Source organism: Floccifex sp. (assembly GCF_051873495.1).
In the GTDB taxonomy this organism is placed as follows: domain Bacteria; phylum Bacillota_I; class Bacilli_A; order Erysipelotrichales; family Erysipelotrichaceae; genus Floccifex.
This window is the reverse complement of the sequence record NZ_JBJEEX010000033.1, coordinates 1-14307: the sequence shown is the minus strand read 5'-3', so window position 1 is coordinate 14307 and position 14307 is coordinate 1. Positions and strand designations below refer to the sequence as shown.

15 protein-coding genes and 2 tRNA genes are annotated in these 14307 nt (G+C 31.8%); all 17 read left to right on the top strand.

All coding sequences use genetic code 11. The annotated features are described in order from the left end of the window. Positions 1-67 precede the first annotated feature (67 nt). The 17 genes from ACI313_RS02045 to ACI313_RS01965 all read left to right on the top strand — a co-directional run bounded on the left by ACI313_RS02045 (position 68) and on the right by ACI313_RS01965 (position 14067). Entirely contained in the window at positions 68-1318 is a 1251-nt protein-coding gene (locus ACI313_RS02045) for an argininosuccinate synthase (protein WP_320607448.1), read from the top strand. Positions 1319-1327: 9 nt separating this feature from the next. Beyond that, positions 1328-2719: an argininosuccinate lyase gene (argH, locus tag ACI313_RS02040; protein WP_439755159.1), complete on the top strand. Its 1392-nt coding sequence runs from the start codon at positions 1328-1330 to the stop codon at positions 2717-2719. Next, positions 2712-3626: an N-acetyl-gamma-glutamyl-phosphate reductase gene (gene argC, locus ACI313_RS02035; RefSeq protein ID WP_439755158.1), complete on the top strand. Its 915-nt coding sequence runs from the start codon at positions 2712-2714 to the stop codon at positions 3624-3626. The genes argH and argC overlap by 8 nt, the downstream gene beginning before the upstream one ends. A gap of 13 nt (positions 3627-3639) precedes the next feature. Continuing rightward, positions 3640-4848: a bifunctional glutamate N-acetyltransferase/amino-acid acetyltransferase ArgJ gene (argJ, locus tag ACI313_RS02030; protein ID WP_320607451.1), complete on the top strand. Its 1209-nt coding sequence runs from the start codon at positions 3640-3642 to the stop codon at positions 4846-4848. Further along, on the top strand, positions 4845-5702 hold the full coding sequence (argB, locus tag ACI313_RS02025) for an acetylglutamate kinase (protein ID WP_439755157.1): 858 nt from the start codon (positions 4845-4847) through the stop codon (positions 5700-5702). The genes argJ and argB overlap by 4 nt, the downstream gene beginning before the upstream one ends. Before the next feature lie 9 nt (positions 5703-5711). Then, positions 5712-6890 carry an aspartate aminotransferase family protein gene (locus ACI313_RS02020; RefSeq protein ID WP_439755156.1) on the top strand — a complete coding sequence of 393 codons (1179 nt, stop codon included), beginning with the start codon at positions 5712-5714 and terminating at the stop codon, positions 6888-6890. Then, positions 6887-7798 (top strand): ornithine carbamoyltransferase, encoded by a 912-nt coding sequence (argF, locus tag ACI313_RS02015; RefSeq protein WP_320104387.1) that lies wholly within the window; start codon positions 6887-6889, stop codon positions 7796-7798. Before ACI313_RS02020 ends, argF begins: the two co-directional genes overlap by 4 nt. A 78-nt stretch (positions 7799-7876) precedes the next feature. Continuing rightward, positions 7877-8845, top strand: coding sequence for a phosphate acetyltransferase (gene pta / locus ACI313_RS02010; protein ID WP_320607454.1), 969 nt, complete (start codon positions 7877-7879; stop codon positions 8843-8845). A gap of 55 nt (positions 8846-8900) precedes the next feature. Next, positions 8901-9383, top strand: a complete 483-nt coding sequence (locus ACI313_RS02005; protein WP_320104386.1) for a hypothetical protein — start codon at positions 8901-8903, stop codon at positions 9381-9383. Positions 9384-9391: 8 nt separating this feature from the next. After that, positions 9392-9661, top strand: a complete 270-nt coding sequence (locus tag ACI313_RS02000; RefSeq protein ID WP_320607455.1) for an ACT domain-containing protein — start codon at positions 9392-9394, stop codon at positions 9659-9661. A gap of 9 nt (positions 9662-9670) precedes the next feature. Continuing rightward, on the top strand, positions 9671-11026 hold the full coding sequence (locus ACI313_RS01995) for a PFL family protein (protein WP_439755155.1): 1356 nt from the start codon (positions 9671-9673) through the stop codon (positions 11024-11026). A 63-nt stretch (positions 11027-11089) separates the two neighbouring features. Next, positions 11090-11587 carry a DUF1307 domain-containing protein gene (locus ACI313_RS01990; RefSeq protein ID WP_320607457.1) on the top strand — a complete coding sequence of 166 codons (498 nt, stop codon included), beginning with the start codon at positions 11090-11092 and terminating at the stop codon, positions 11585-11587. A gap of 8 nt (positions 11588-11595) precedes the next feature. Continuing rightward, complete coding sequence (locus tag ACI313_RS01985; RefSeq protein WP_320607458.1) at positions 11596-12219, top strand: metallophosphoesterase; 624 nt, start codon at positions 11596-11598, stop codon at positions 12217-12219. Between the two features lie 3 nt (positions 12220-12222). Continuing rightward, positions 12223-12957 (top strand): GntR family transcriptional regulator, encoded by a 735-nt coding sequence (locus ACI313_RS01980; protein WP_320104428.1) that lies wholly within the window; start codon positions 12223-12225, stop codon positions 12955-12957. A 94-nt stretch (positions 12958-13051) separates the two neighbouring features. Further along, positions 13052-13127 (top strand) — tRNA-Glu (locus tag ACI313_RS01975). Positions 13128-13508: 381 nt separating this feature from the next. Next, positions 13509-13584 (top strand) — tRNA-Glu (locus ACI313_RS01970). Between the two features lie 102 nt (positions 13585-13686). Next, positions 13687-14067 carry a hypothetical protein gene (locus tag ACI313_RS01965; RefSeq protein ID WP_320607459.1) on the top strand — a complete coding sequence of 127 codons (381 nt, stop codon included), beginning with the start codon at positions 13687-13689 and terminating at the stop codon, positions 14065-14067. Positions 14068-14307 lie beyond the last annotated feature (240 nt).

Below are 14307 nucleotides of genomic sequence, written 5' to 3'. Positions count from 1 at the left end.
AACACGCCCTTATAGGGCTTACGATACCACTAATTTTTATTAGTGGTTATGATAGGAGGAAAACAATATGAAAAAGCAGTACAAAAAAATAGTCTTAGCATACTCTGGAGGATTAGATACATCGGTGTTAATTCCTTGGTTAAAAGAAAATTATGGAGCTGAAATTATTGCAGTAAGTGGAAATGTTGGACAAGCAAGTGAACTAGAAGGCTTGGAAGAAAAAGCATTGAAAACAGGGGCTTCAAAAGTTTATATTGAAGATCTTCAAGAAGAATTTGTGAATGATTATGTGATTCCAACTGTTAAAGCAGGAGCTGCATATGAAAAATATTTATTAGGAACATCTTTTGCTCGTCCATTGATTGCTAAAAGAATCGTTGAAATTGCCAAAAAAGAAGGAGCCGATGCCATTTGTCATGGATGCACTGGAAAAGGAAATGATCAAGTTCGTTTTGAATTAGCAATCAAAGCGTTTGCTCCTGATATGGATATTATTGCTCCATGGCGTTTCTGGGAATTAAATTCAAGAGAAAAAGAAATTGAATACGCTAAAGAACATAATATTCCTCTAAAAATAAATAAAGAAACAAATTATTCTAAAGATAAAAACTTATGGCATTTGTCTCATGAAGGACTTGATTTAGAAGACCCAGCCAATGAAGCTCCAATTCAAAAACCAGGATTCTTAGAATTAGGTGTAAGTCCATATGAAGCTCCGGATACACCAACACAAATCACATTACACTTTGAATCAGGTGTTCCAACTTCTTTGAATGGAGAAGAAATGAAACCAATTGATATTATTCTGAAATTAAATGAATTAGGAGGAGCCAATGGAATTGGAATTCTTGATGTAGTTGAAAATAGATTAGTTGGAATGAAATCACGTGGTGTATATGAAACACCAGGAGGCACAATTTTGTATGCTGCTCATGAAAAATTAGAAGAAATCACTTTAGATAAAGAAACTTCTCATTACAAACAACAAGTGGCTTTAAAGTTCGCAGATTTAGTATACAACGGGCAATGGTATACTCCGCTAAGAAAAGCATTATCTGCCTTTGTAGATGAAACACAAGAAACAGTTACAGGTGATGTCTCATTGAAATTATATAAAGGCAATATCATTCCTGTATCCGTTACAAGTCCATTTAGTTTATATTCAAGTGGAATGGCAACTTTTGATGAAGATGATTGTTACGATCAAGCAGATAGTGCAGGATTCATTAATTTATTTGGATTGCCATTGAAAGTAAGAGCATTAAATGACCAAGCATTATATGAAGAAAAAGGAATTCATTTTCCAAGTGTAGAATAAGGAGACAGTATGACAAAAATGTGGGCAGGGCGCTTTTCAAAAGAAGCCGATTCAAAATTAGATAGTTTTAATACATCACTTCCATTCGATTGTCGAATGTATAAACAAGACATTGAGGGTTCCCTAGCCCATAGTGAAATGTTGGCAAAGCAAGGAATCATATCAAATCAAGATAAAGAAGATATTCATAAAGGACTTCAAGAAATTTTAGAAGAAATTGAACAAGGGACGATTACTTTTGAAGATGGATATGAAGATATTCATATGTTTATTGAAGAAACATTAACCAATCGGATTGGTGATGCAGGGAAAAGATTACATACTGCTCGTTCTAGAAACGACCAAGTTGCCTTAGATATGCGTTTATATGTTAAAGAAGAAATTAAAAACATTAAAGCTTTATTGTTGCAGTTTATGAAAACACTTTGTCAACACGCTCAAATGAATCTTGATACCATTATGCCAGGGTATACACATCTACAAAGAGCACAACCCATAACATTAGCTCATTGGATGATGGCCTATGCCAATATGTTTAAAAGAGATATCAAACGATTGGAAAATACATACGATTTAATGAATGAATGTCCATTAGGATCAGGAGCACTAGCTACTACAACCTATGAAATTGATCGAAATATGACAAGTGATTTGTTAGGATTTTCGTCTGTTATGGATAATTCATTAGATGGAGTGAGTGATCGTGATTATTGCATTGAGTTATGCTCGGATTTGAGTATTTTAATGATGCATTTATCAAGACTTTCAGAAGAAATAATTCAATGGTGTTCCCTTGAATTTCATTTTCTAGAATTAGATGATGCGTATTCAACTGGTTCATCAATTATGCCTCAAAAAAAGAACCCTGATATATGTGAATTAATTCGTGGAAAAACAGGAAGAGTATATGGTTCTTTGTTTATGTTATTGACAATGTTGAAAGGATTACCACTTGCCTATAATAAAGACATGCAAGAAGACAAAGAAGCAGTCTTTGATGCGATTGATACGGTTAAACAATGTTTAGAAATTATTAATCCAATGTTCGATACTTTAACTGTATGTAAAGAAACAATGGCTCATAGTGCATTACATGGATATATTAATGCGACTGATTGTGCTGATTATCTAGTAAAAAAAGGGATGCCATTCCGTGATGCGTATCATGTTGTCGGAAAGTTAGTTGGATATTGTTCTAAACAAGGAAAGGCACTAAATGATTGTAGCTTAGAAGAATTCAAAGAATTTGATTCTTCTTTTGATGAAGATGTATATGTCGCATTGGATTTAAAAACATGTTTACTTCAAAGAAAAGCACTTGGAGGTCCAAGTCCAGAAGAAGTATTAAGACAAATTCATGTTATCGAGGAATTCATAAAAGGATGTGATGATTGTGAATAAACCCAAAGTGTATATTGATGGACAAGCAGGAACGACGGGTTTAGAAATATATGCTCGTTTATCAAAAAGAAAAGACATTGAATTAATTCAAATTGATGAAAATTTACGTAAAAATCCATTGGAAAGAAAAAAACTAATGAATCAAGCGGATCTTGTCTTTCTTTGTTTACCAGATCAAGCAAGTAAAGAAGCAATGACATTAATCACAAATCCTCAAACAAAAGTCATTGATGCTTCAACAGCACATAGAACCAATGAAAATTGGGTATATGGGATGAGTGAACTAAGTTTAGAACATAAGCAAAAAATTCAAAGTCATCACTTTGTTGCTAATCCTGGATGCCATGCGACAGGTTTTATAATGAGTGTATATCCCTTGATTCAATCACAAATTATTTCACCTTCAACAATTCTATCTTGTTTTTCTTTAACAGGGTATTCAGGTGGTGGAAAAAAGATGATTCAGCAATATGAACAAGAAAAAACACATGAATTATATGCTCCTCGTATTTATGGATTAAATCAAAATCATAAACACTTAGCAGAAATGAAAAAAATATGTGGATTGGAACATGAACCCATTTTTAATCCCATTGTTGATGATTACTATCGAGGTATGGCAACAACCATTACCATTGATGGACATGATAAGAAAGAAGTATATGATATATTATCAAGTTGGTATAAAGACAGTCCTTTGATTTCAGTTTATATGCAAGAAGAAGGGATGATTAGTGCAAATATTAAAGAACAAACAGATAGCTTAGATATCATAGTCTATGGAAATAATACACGTGTATGCGTGACTTGTTTATTTGATAATTTAGGTAAAGGTGCATGTGGAGCTGCAATTCAAAACATGAATCTGATGCTTGGATTTGATGAATTGGAAGGATTACATATATAAGGAAGGATACAATATGAAAATAATTAATGGAGGCGTTTGTGCCGCAACTGGTTTCATGGCCGGGGCATGTCATTGTGGCATTCGTAAAAATCAAGCCAAAGATGATCTCGCAATTATTTATTCACAATCTTTATGTCAATGTGCAGCTGTTTATACGACCAATAAAGTAAAAGCTGCTCCATTAAAAGTTACTAAAGAACATTTAAAAAATGGAATGGCACAAGCTATTATTGTGAATTCAGGAAACGCGAATGCATGTAATGAAAGTGAAATGGAAAATGCGAATAAAGAAGCATTGTGTGCAAGCAAATTTCTAGATTGTGATGTTGAAGATGTTGTGGTTGCTTCAACAGGAGTTATTGGACAACCTCTTCCTATTGAATGCATTGAACAAAACATTGGAAACATTGAATTAAGCAATGATAATTCTTTAAAAGCCGCACATGCCATTCTAACAACCGATACAGTTGAAAAAACAATTGCGATAGAATTTGAAGTAAATGGGACAATATGTCACATGGGAGGAATATGTAAAGGATCTGGCATGATTCATCCTAATATGGGAACAATGCTCTCTTTTATCACAACAGACTGTAATATTCAAGCAAGTCTATTAGATGAAATATTACATGAAAATGTTAAGAAAACATTTAATCGTGTAAGTGTTGATGGTGATACATCAACGAATGATATGTGTGTAGTTATGGCAAATGGAATGGCACAAAATGCGCCTGTAACCAAGCATACAGATTCTTATCCTATTTTTAAAGAAGCACTTCGATTTGTGATGGAAGAATTAGCTAAAAAAATTGCAGCGGATGGTGAAGGAGCTGGTAAGTTTTTAACTTGTACAGTTAAAGGAGCTAAAACAGAAGAAGATGCGGAAAAATTAGCTATGTCAGTGTGTTCTTCTTCTTTATTAAAAGCAGCAATGTTTGGAGCTGATGCCAACTGGGGAAGAGTTATGTGTGCATTGGGATATGCTGGCGTTGATTTTGATCCTGAAAGTGTTGATATTTACTTTAAGAGCAATGATGAAATTATTCAATGTTCAAAAGATGGTATGGCCTTAAATTTTGATGAACAAAAAGCCAAGGAAATTCTATCGAATAAAGAAATTGAAATCATATCGGATTTAAAACAAGGAAATGAACAAGTCTCTTGTTGGGGATGTGATTTAACATATGATTATGTAAAAATTAATGGAGACTATCGAACATGACAAATATATCACCTAATGTTAGAGCTCAAATTTTAGTAGAAGCACTTCCTTATATTCAAGAATTTGTGGGAAAAGTTGTCGTAATAAAATATGGTGGGAATGCCATGATTAACGATGAACTCAAACAAGCGGTTATTCAAGATGTTGTTTTATTGAATTTGATTGGAATAAAAGTAGTTCTTGTTCATGGGGGTGGACCAGAAATAAAGGAAATGCTTGAAAAAGTAAATAAAGAATCACATTTTATTGATGGATTACGTGTAACCGATGATGAAACAATGGATATTGTACAACAAGTTTTATGTGGAAAAGTAAATAAAAATTTAGTTTCTTTGTTGTCAAAACATGGTGGAAAAGGTGTTGGTATTGCGGGTATGGATGGAAATTTATTTCAAGCTGTACAGTATGATGATGTTCATAAAAATGTTGGAACAATTGTAAATGTAAATCCAGAAATTGTTATTGATATATTAGAAAAAGGATATATTCCAGTTGTATCTAGTGTAGCCGCTGGCTTAGATCAATTCACAAACTATAATATCAATGCTGATACGGCAGCAGAAAAACTAGCAGTTAGCTTAAAGGCTAAAAAACTTATTTTGTTGACTGATGTTATGGGATTAATGAAAGATCCAAAAGATGAGACAACACTGATTTCATCTTTAAAAGTATCGCAAGTTTCAGTTTATGAACGTGAAGGAATTATTAAAGGGGGAATGATTCCTAAAGTACAGTGTGCCATTGAAGCGGTTAGACGAGGTGTAGAAACTGTTAATATTCAAGACGGACGTATTCCTCATTCTATATTAATTGAATTATTAAGTAATCAAGGAGTGGGAACTATGTTCTACTAGGAGATTATCATGAATTTAGAAATAAAAGAAAAAGAAAATCAATATGTTATGTCCACCTATGGACGCTTTGATATTTGTTTTAAGAAAGGAAATGGATGTGTTTTAGTAGATGATGAAAATCATTCTTATCTAGATTGTACATCTGGTATAGGCGTTAATTCATTGGGACATAATCATCCTGAAGTTGTTAAAGTAATTCAAGAACAAGCTCAAAATTTACTACATGTCAGCAATTTATATTATAGTGAACCAATGATTTATTTAGCTGAAAAGCTTGTTACGGCAAGTCATATGAATAAAGTGTTTTTTGCAAATTCAGGAGCGGAAGCAAATGAAGGTATGATTAAGATTGCGCGTAAGTATTCATATGATAAATATGGTGAAAATCGAAATGTGATACTTACATTGAAACAATCATTTCATGGACGTACAATGGCGACTCTTAGTGCAACTGGACAAGATAAATTTCATCATTATTTTTATCCTTTTGTGGATGGCTTTGACTATGTTGAATGTAATAATATACATGATTTAGAAAATAAATGCGATGACAAAGTTTGTGGAATAATGATGGAATTGATTCAAGGGGAAAGCGGAGTTGTTCCTTTAAATGTTGAATACGTACAACAAGTAGAAAAATTATGTCATGAAAAAGATATTTTGTTGATGATTGATGAAGTGCAAACGGGAATTGGAAGAACGGGTACCCTTTTTGCCTTTGAACAATATCAAATTCATCCTGATTTAGTTTCCTTGGCTAAAGGATTAGGAGCTGGTATGCCTATCGGGGCTGTATTAGCAGCTGAAAAATGTCAAAATACACTTCAAAAAGGAGAACATGGTACAACGTTTGGAGGAAACTTAATGAGCTGTGCAGTTGCTAATAAAGTAATGGAAATTGTAAATCAACCAGATTTTCTTTATGAAGTTGAACAAAAAGGAAATTATTTCATGAATCAAATCAAAGCAATTTCTTCATCAGATATAAAAGAAGTCCGTGGTAAAGGATTGATGATTGGTATCGTTGTTGATGAAAAGAAACGAATGGATTATGTGAATGAATTTATTAAGAAAGGACTACTTGTATTAACAGCAGGTATAGATGTGATTCGTTTATTACCACCATTAATTATTTCTTATGAAGAAATCGATAAAATTATTTTGATTATGCAGGAGGTATTTCAATGAAACATATTTTAAAAATGATGGATTTATCTCGTAGTGATATTTTTCAAATACTTGATTTAGCAGATCAATTAAAGTATGAAAAACAAAATGGGATGGAGCATAAATTATTAAATGGAAAATCAATTGGAATGATTTTTGATAAAGCATCAACGCGAACACGTGTTTCATTTGAAACAGGAGCTTATCAATTAGGAGCACAACCATTGTTTTTAACAGCTAGTGAATTACAAATAGGAAGAGGCGAACCTATTCAAGATACGGCAAGAGTATTGTCTCGTTACTTGGATTGTTTAATTATTCGTACATCAAAACAAAAAGATGTAGAAGACTATGTTAAATATGGTTCAATTCCTATTATTAATGGATTAACAGATTTTTCTCATCCGTGTCAAACGCTTTGTGATTTGATGACGATTAAAGAATATTTTGGAAATATGGAACATTTGAATGTTTGTTTTATTGGAGATGGATCTAATGTGTGTAATTCATTTATTGTAGGTGCCTTAACTATGAATATGAATGTTCGTGTTGCTACGCCTAAAGGATATGAACCGGATAAAAAGGTTTTAGAATTTGCTTCCCAGTTTTCTAATCAATTTAAGCTTGTAAATGATCCTATTCAAGCAATTCAAGATGCTGATGTTGTTATGACAGATACTTGGGCTTCTATGGGATATCAAGATGACATTGCTTGTCGTATAAATGATTTTAAGGGTTTCACAATTAATGATGAATTATTATCTCATGCCAAAGAAGATGTAATGGTACTTCATCCTTTACCGGCTTATCGTGGACAAGAAATCAGTGAAGAAGTTTTTGAAAGTCATGCTAAAGAAATATTTGAAAATGCAGAAAATCGTCTTCATATTCAAAAGGCTATTTTAGTTTTATTATTGAAGGATAAATAAGTAACTTGTGAATTTATTGTTAAGTTGGACAATGCGTGATTAAAGGATTATACTATGTACGAAAAGAGGTATTGATCTATGATCATTGAACAATTAGAACAAAAAATTAAAGGAAAAAATATCAAAATAGTACTTACTGAAGGATGGGATCCTCGTGTACAAAAAGCAGCAATTGAATTAAAGAAAAATGAAATTGTTGAACCAATTTTACTTGGTGAAAAAGAACAAATTGCAGAATGTGCTGCTAAAGAAAACAATGATTTATCTGGTATTATGCAATTAGCACCTTCTGAATTTGAAAAGAAAGAAGAAATGATTACCCGTATGATTGAATTACGTCGTGGTAAATTAGATGAAGCTAAATGTCGTAAATTAATCAATAGTACTAACTATTTTGGAACTATGTTAGTTGAAATGGGTTATGCAGATGGTTTATTAGGTGGAGCAACTTATTCTACTGCTGATACAATTCGTCCTGCATTACAATTAGTAAAAACAGCTCCAGGTAATGCATTAGTATCTTCTTGTTTCTTATTATTACGTGAAGATAGTCAATATATTATGTCTGACTGTGCTGTTAATATTAATCCAAATCCAGATGATTTAGTTGAAATCACTTTACAAACTGCTAAATCAGCTCGTCAATTTGGTATCGAACCAAAAATTGCTTTATTGTCTTATTCATCTTTTGGATCTGCAAAAGGGGATTGTGTTGAAAAAATGGCTGAAGCAACTACTCGTTTAAAACGTATGCCATTAGATTTTGATGTTGATGGAGAAATGCAATTTGACTGTGCTGTTAGCGAAGAAGTTGCTGCATTAAAAGCACCAGATTCAAAAGTTGCTGGACATGCGAATACATTTATTTTCCCTAACCTTTCAAGTGGAAATATTGGATACAAGATTGCATCTCGTTTAGGTGGATATGAAGCAGTTGGACCTTTACTACAAGGATTGAATGCTCCTATCAATGATTTGTCACGTGGATGTACTTGGCAAGAAATTTATAAAATGGCTATTTTAACAGCTGCTCAAAAATTTATGTAATAGAAAAAGTCATTCAGTCTTTGGATTGAATGGCTTTTTATGTTATATTGATTTCATGAAAAAAGAAATATTTCCGTATGATGTAGAAATTGGAACCGTTATGGATTATGTAGAAAATCGGTTCATGCTTGTCATAAAAGATGAATATTGGACAGAAGAGGAGTTGAACTTATTAAAAGGATCAATTGAAGTAAACTTTTGTTACACACAAAATACAGCTATATTTGTTGTAGAAGGTGGAGATATTGATTCAAGCGATTTTTATTTCAATATTCAAGATTGTGACTGGAAAGATGATTTATTATGCTCATCTTTAATTGATATTGAATTATATCTTGTGGATGCTAAAAATGAGGTTTGTTTTAAGAAAAGAAAAACATTAAATCAACAAGATAGTGCAATCATTTTAGATTGTTTGAAACAACAAAATGAAGTGAAATTTATGCCAAATGAATATGAGATTAATGTAGAAGGAATTCAAAATGCATATGATCCATTTGAATTGGTAAAATTCTCTAAAGTGAATATTAAAATGTAGGAGAAAATATGAAAGCTATTATTACTGTAATTGGAAAAGATAAAGTGGGGATTTTAGCGGCTATCGCCAATGAGTGCATGAAAGCAAACATTAATATTCTTGATGTATCACAAACCATTGTTGATGGTTTCTTTACTATGACAATGAGTACGGATTTTGATAATGCGAATAAAGCTATTGCGGATTTTGCGGAATATATGGAAAATTTTGGAAAAGAAAGAAATTTAGTTATTCGTGTTATGCATCAAGATATTTTTGATTCAATGCATAAGGTTTAGGAGAATGCTATGCAAACAAAAGAAATATTAGAAACAATTAAAATGATTGATGAAGAATACTTGGATATTCGTACAATCACAATGGGAATTTCTTTATTAGATTGCATGGATCCAGATATTCATAAGTCATGTGAAAAAATTGAAAATAAAATTTGTACTCTTGCTAAAGATTTAGTAAAAGTAGGAGACGATATTTCTAAGACATATGGAATTCCAGTTGTTAATAAGCGTATAAGTGTTACGCCTATTTCAATGTTAGTAGCATGTAGTGGTGGAAATCCAGTAGAATATGCATTAACACTTGAAAGATGTGCTCAAAAATTAGGTGTTGATTTCATTGGTGGATATTCTGCTTTAGTTCAAAAAGGATATTCACATGGAGATGAAGCTTTAATTGAGTCTATACCAGAGGCATTAGCTGTAACACAACATGTTTGTGCAAGTGTTAATATTGGATCCACTAAAGCTGGAATCAATATGGATGCGGTAAAAAATATGGGAACTATTGTAAAACAATGTTCTGAACTAACAAAAGATAACAATTGTTTAGGAGCAGCTAAATTGGTTGTTTTCTGTAACGCACCAGAAGATAATCCTTTCATGGCAGGCGCATTCCATGGTGTAGGAGAAGCTGACTGTGTAATCAATGTTGGTGTTTCAGGTCCGGGTGTAGTAAGAGCTACATTAGCAAAAGCTGATAAATCATTGAAAATGGATGAATTAGCAGATTTAATTAAAAGAACGGCATTTAAAATTACACGCATGGGACAATTAGTGGGAACGGAAGCTTCTAAACGATTAAATGTTCCATTTGGAATTGTGGATTTATCACTAGCTCCAACACCGGCTATAGGTGATAGTGTGGCGTACATATTGGAAGAAATGGGCTTGGAAACATGTGGAGCCTATGGAACTACGGCATGCTTGGCAATGCTAAATGATGCAGTAAAAAAAGGTGGTGTCATGGCAACAAGTCATGTTGGTGGATTATCAGGAGCCTTTATTCCAGTAAGTGAAGATGCGGGAATGATACATGCAACGGAAACAGGCGTATTAACATTAGAAAAATTAGAAGCTATGACGGCTGTTTGTTCAGTTGGTTTAGATATGATTATTATTCCAGGGGATACAAAAGAAAGCGTTATTTCTGGGATTATAGCGGATGAAGCAGCTATTGGAATGGTTAATTCGAAAACGACAGCTGTTCGTGTTATTCCAGCTATAGGTAAGAAAGTAGGAGATACCTTGGATTTTGGAGGCTTACTTGGATATGGACCTGTTATGAATATTAATCAGACAGACAATAATGTTATGATTAATAGAGGTGGAAGAATTCCAGCTCCTTTACAGTCATTAAAGAATTAAGACAAGTCATCTTGTCTTTTTTTTACGGTTGAAATTGATATTGTTACAGTGTAAAATTTTTGTATGAAAAAAGTTATGACATTGTTAGTATCTTTAATGTTAGCTGGTTGTACGCGAATAGGTGTAAAACAAGAAGAGCCAAAAGAAGAAACGATTGAAAAACAAGTTATTGTAAATTGTCAAAACGATAAACAAGAAGAAATTTTGTTTTATGCTAAAGATGATAAAGTATATGCAATGCAATATACGTTTTATCAAACTGTACAAGAATTTACTAGTTCATTAGATATAGAAGGACAATTAACACAAGATGAATTGTTAAATAGAATTAATGATACTTTATCTGATAAATATAAAGATATAAAGGGTGTATCAGTAATTGGAGAAATAGAAGAAGAAAATATAAAATATATTATGATGATTGATTTTGATGAAGCAGATATTGATCAATTAATTGAACATGGTCTAATAAACGCGGGTGAAGTTCAATCACAATATATTTCATTAAAAGAAACAAGAAAAGCATATCAAAATATTGGATTTGCTTGTAAAGAACAATAGGAGAAAGTATGAGATATTATATTGCGGATACCCATTTTTTCCATCGTGCATTGAATACTAAAATGGATAAAAGAGGATTTGAAACCGTAGAAGAAATGAATGAATATATGATTCAACAATGGAATTCTCGTATTCGAAAAAATGATGAAGTCATTATTTTAGGGGATTTTTCATGGGGAAGTTGGCAAGAAACGAAAGAAGTTTTGGATTGCTTACAAGGTAAAAAGTTTTTAATACGAGGAAATCATGATCGTTTTATCGATGATAAAAATTTTGATGCTTCGTATTTTAAATGGATTAAGGATTATGAGGAATTAAACGATAATCGACGCAAGGTGATTTTAAGTCATTACCCGATTGCTTGTTATAATGGGCAATATCGTAAAGATGAGAATGGAAATGCCAAAACGTATATGCTACATGGACATATTCATAAGACACACGATCAACAATATTTAGATTTTTTTCAAGATTATGTACGTAAACAAGAGCATTTATCAATATCTGGTAATATTGAACATGTTCCTTGTCAGTTTATAAATTGTTTTTGTATGTATTCTGATTATATTCCATTAACATTAGATGAATGGATTTGTTTAGATGAAAAAAGAAGAAATGATGTGAAGAGGTAAAATATGGAACAGTTACAAACAGGAAAAGGCTCAAAATCAATGTATCTTCAAATAAAGGAAATATACAAAGATAAAATCATAAAAGGAGAAATAAAAAGAGGAGAAAAACTTCCGAGTGAAATGGAAATTCAACAAGAATTTGGTGTTTCACGAATTACTGCTCGTCAAGCTGTTCTTGAACTAGAACAAGAAGGAATGGTAAAAAGAGGAAGAGGAAAAGGTACTTTTGTGATTTGGCGTCCGGGAATTGAAGAAGAGTTGACGCACATTAAAAGTTTCACAGAAGAAATGAAATCAATGAATCGTGTTCCGGGAACAGCCTCGTTGAAAGTTTCTAAAATTGTTCCTGATAGAACTGTAGCTGATATTTTTGGATTAGAAAAAGGAATGGAAGTTTATTGTATTAAAAGAGTTAGAACAGCAGATGAAGTAAAAATGGTTTATCTTACTTCTTATTTTCCGCTATCAACGAATCTACCATTGAATCCAGATCAATATAGTCAATCAATTTATACAATGTTGGATTATTCAGGAGTAGGAATTCCAAAAAAAGTTGAAGAAAAAATTTCGGCTGTTTTACCAGATAAAGAAGTGGCTGATGCATTAAAAATTTCAGAAACGATGCCAGTATTACTTCGAGAAAGAATTTCTTATGATGATAAAGGCAAAATCATTGAATTGACTTATTGTTATTATCGTGGAGATTTATATAAATATACAATTTCTACGACAAATTAAAATATTTTAAAAAAAATAAAAGAATACTTGCAATGAAAATATGCATGTGATAATATATGTGAGCACTTGTCAGAAAGACAAGTTTCACATACATGGCGCGTTGGAGAAACGGTTAACTCATATGCCTTTCACGCATACATTCACGGGTTCGAATCCCGTACGCGTCACCAATTTAAAAAGTAATCCTGAGTAATCAGGATTTTTTTGTGGTTTATTTAATTTAAAAATAAGCAATATATATGATATATGAAAAAATATAATTAAGTAATTTGTGAAAACGTGATTTATTCTTTTTATACCTGATTAAGAAGGATACTTTGTTTTGGCGTTTAAATCACTTGTATCTCAATAAGACAATTGGTCTTTTGATGTTAATGATTCAAATTGTGATCAGTAGGAATTAAAGGTACAAATCTATATGAAGAAAAGCGTATTTATCTAGAAAAAAAGGCCAAGGAATCATTTGAGCAAAAAATATCAAAAAAAATAAAAAAACACTTGCATATTAAATACCCTCGTGATAATATTATTAGGCAATTGATGAAGTACATGGCGCGTTGGAGAAACGGTTAACTCATATGCCTTTCACGCATACATTCACGGGTTCGAATCCCGTACGCGTCACCAATTTAAAAAGTAATCCTGAGTAATCAGGATTTTTTTTATGCTCTCATTTGCAATTTATAGAAATAATATGTAAATTAATGTTTATAGAATGGAGGATTAAGTATGGATAATAAGATTCCACCTAAAACACCGCAAGACAAAAATAAAAATGATGATTATTTAGTTTTGATTACCATTTTGCTTGTGATTTCTTTTATAATGCTTTGTCTTGGATGCCTTTTAAACGTTTTAAACTTAATTGCTATAGTATTATCGGTTGTTGCTTTTATATTTGCATATAAATATTTTGAAAATGATAAAAAACATATTTTGTCATTATGTGTAAGTGTAGTGATTGTGATTTTGAGTGTTTTTATGATGGTACATAGTGGTGTAACTAAAATTGAAAACAAATTAAATAGAAGAAATTACTACTATTTCGAATATCCAAATACAAATGATGATTTTTACGATGACTGGGATTTTGATTACGATTTTGATTAAAAATATTATAAAAATGAATATTAATTTTTGTTGGTTCTGTTTATGCAGAACTTTTTTTGATAAAGAAATATGAAAAAAATGATAATTAATAAAAAGAGTAGAGTATGAAAATAGTGATGGAATAGATAGGCTTTCACTTATACTAAGATATATTTTGTGAATTTGATAAAAAGTTTAAAAAAATTAATAAAAAATCAAAAAAATAGTTGACTCTAAAAAAGTGATTTGGTAATATAAATG

Bases quoted from the DNA above. Each gene is read 5' to 3' on its own strand.
- argB (WP_439755157.1), top strand. From the start codon at position 4,845: ATGACAAATATATCACCTAATGTTAGAGCTCAAATTTTAGTAGAAGCA.
- argH (WP_439755159.1), top strand. From the start codon at position 1,328: ATGACAAAAATGTGGGCAGGGCGCTTTTCAAAAGAAGCCGATTCAAAA.
- ACI313_RS02045 (WP_320607448.1), top strand. From the start codon at position 68: ATGAAAAAGCAGTACAAAAAAATAGTCTTAGCATACTCTGGAGGATTA.
- ACI313_RS02005 (WP_320104386.1), top strand. From the start codon at position 8,901: ATGAAAAAAGAAATATTTCCGTATGATGTAGAAATTGGAACCGTTATG.
- ACI313_RS01990 (WP_320607457.1), top strand. From the start codon at position 11,090: ATGAAAAAAGTTATGACATTGTTAGTATCTTTAATGTTAGCTGGTTGT.
- ACI313_RS01965 (WP_320607459.1), top strand. From the start codon at position 13,687: ATGGATAATAAGATTCCACCTAAAACACCGCAAGACAAAAATAAAAAT.
- ACI313_RS01985 (WP_320607458.1), top strand. From the start codon at position 11,596: ATGAGATATTATATTGCGGATACCCATTTTTTCCATCGTGCATTGAAT.
- ACI313_RS01995 (WP_439755155.1), top strand. From the start codon at position 9,671: ATGCAAACAAAAGAAATATTAGAAACAATTAAAATGATTGATGAAGAA.
- pta (WP_320607454.1), top strand. From the start codon at position 7,877: ATGATCATTGAACAATTAGAACAAAAAATTAAAGGAAAAAATATCAAA.
- ACI313_RS02020 (WP_439755156.1), top strand. From the start codon at position 5,712: ATGAATTTAGAAATAAAAGAAAAAGAAAATCAATATGTTATGTCCACC.
- ACI313_RS01980 (WP_320104428.1), top strand. From the start codon at position 12,223: ATGGAACAGTTACAAACAGGAAAAGGCTCAAAATCAATGTATCTTCAA.
- ACI313_RS02000 (WP_320607455.1), top strand. From the start codon at position 9,392: ATGAAAGCTATTATTACTGTAATTGGAAAAGATAAAGTGGGGATTTTA.
- argJ (WP_320607451.1), top strand. From the start codon at position 3,640: ATGAAAATAATTAATGGAGGCGTTTGTGCCGCAACTGGTTTCATGGCC.
- argF (WP_320104387.1), top strand. From the start codon at position 6,887: ATGAAACATATTTTAAAAATGATGGATTTATCTCGTAGTGATATTTTT.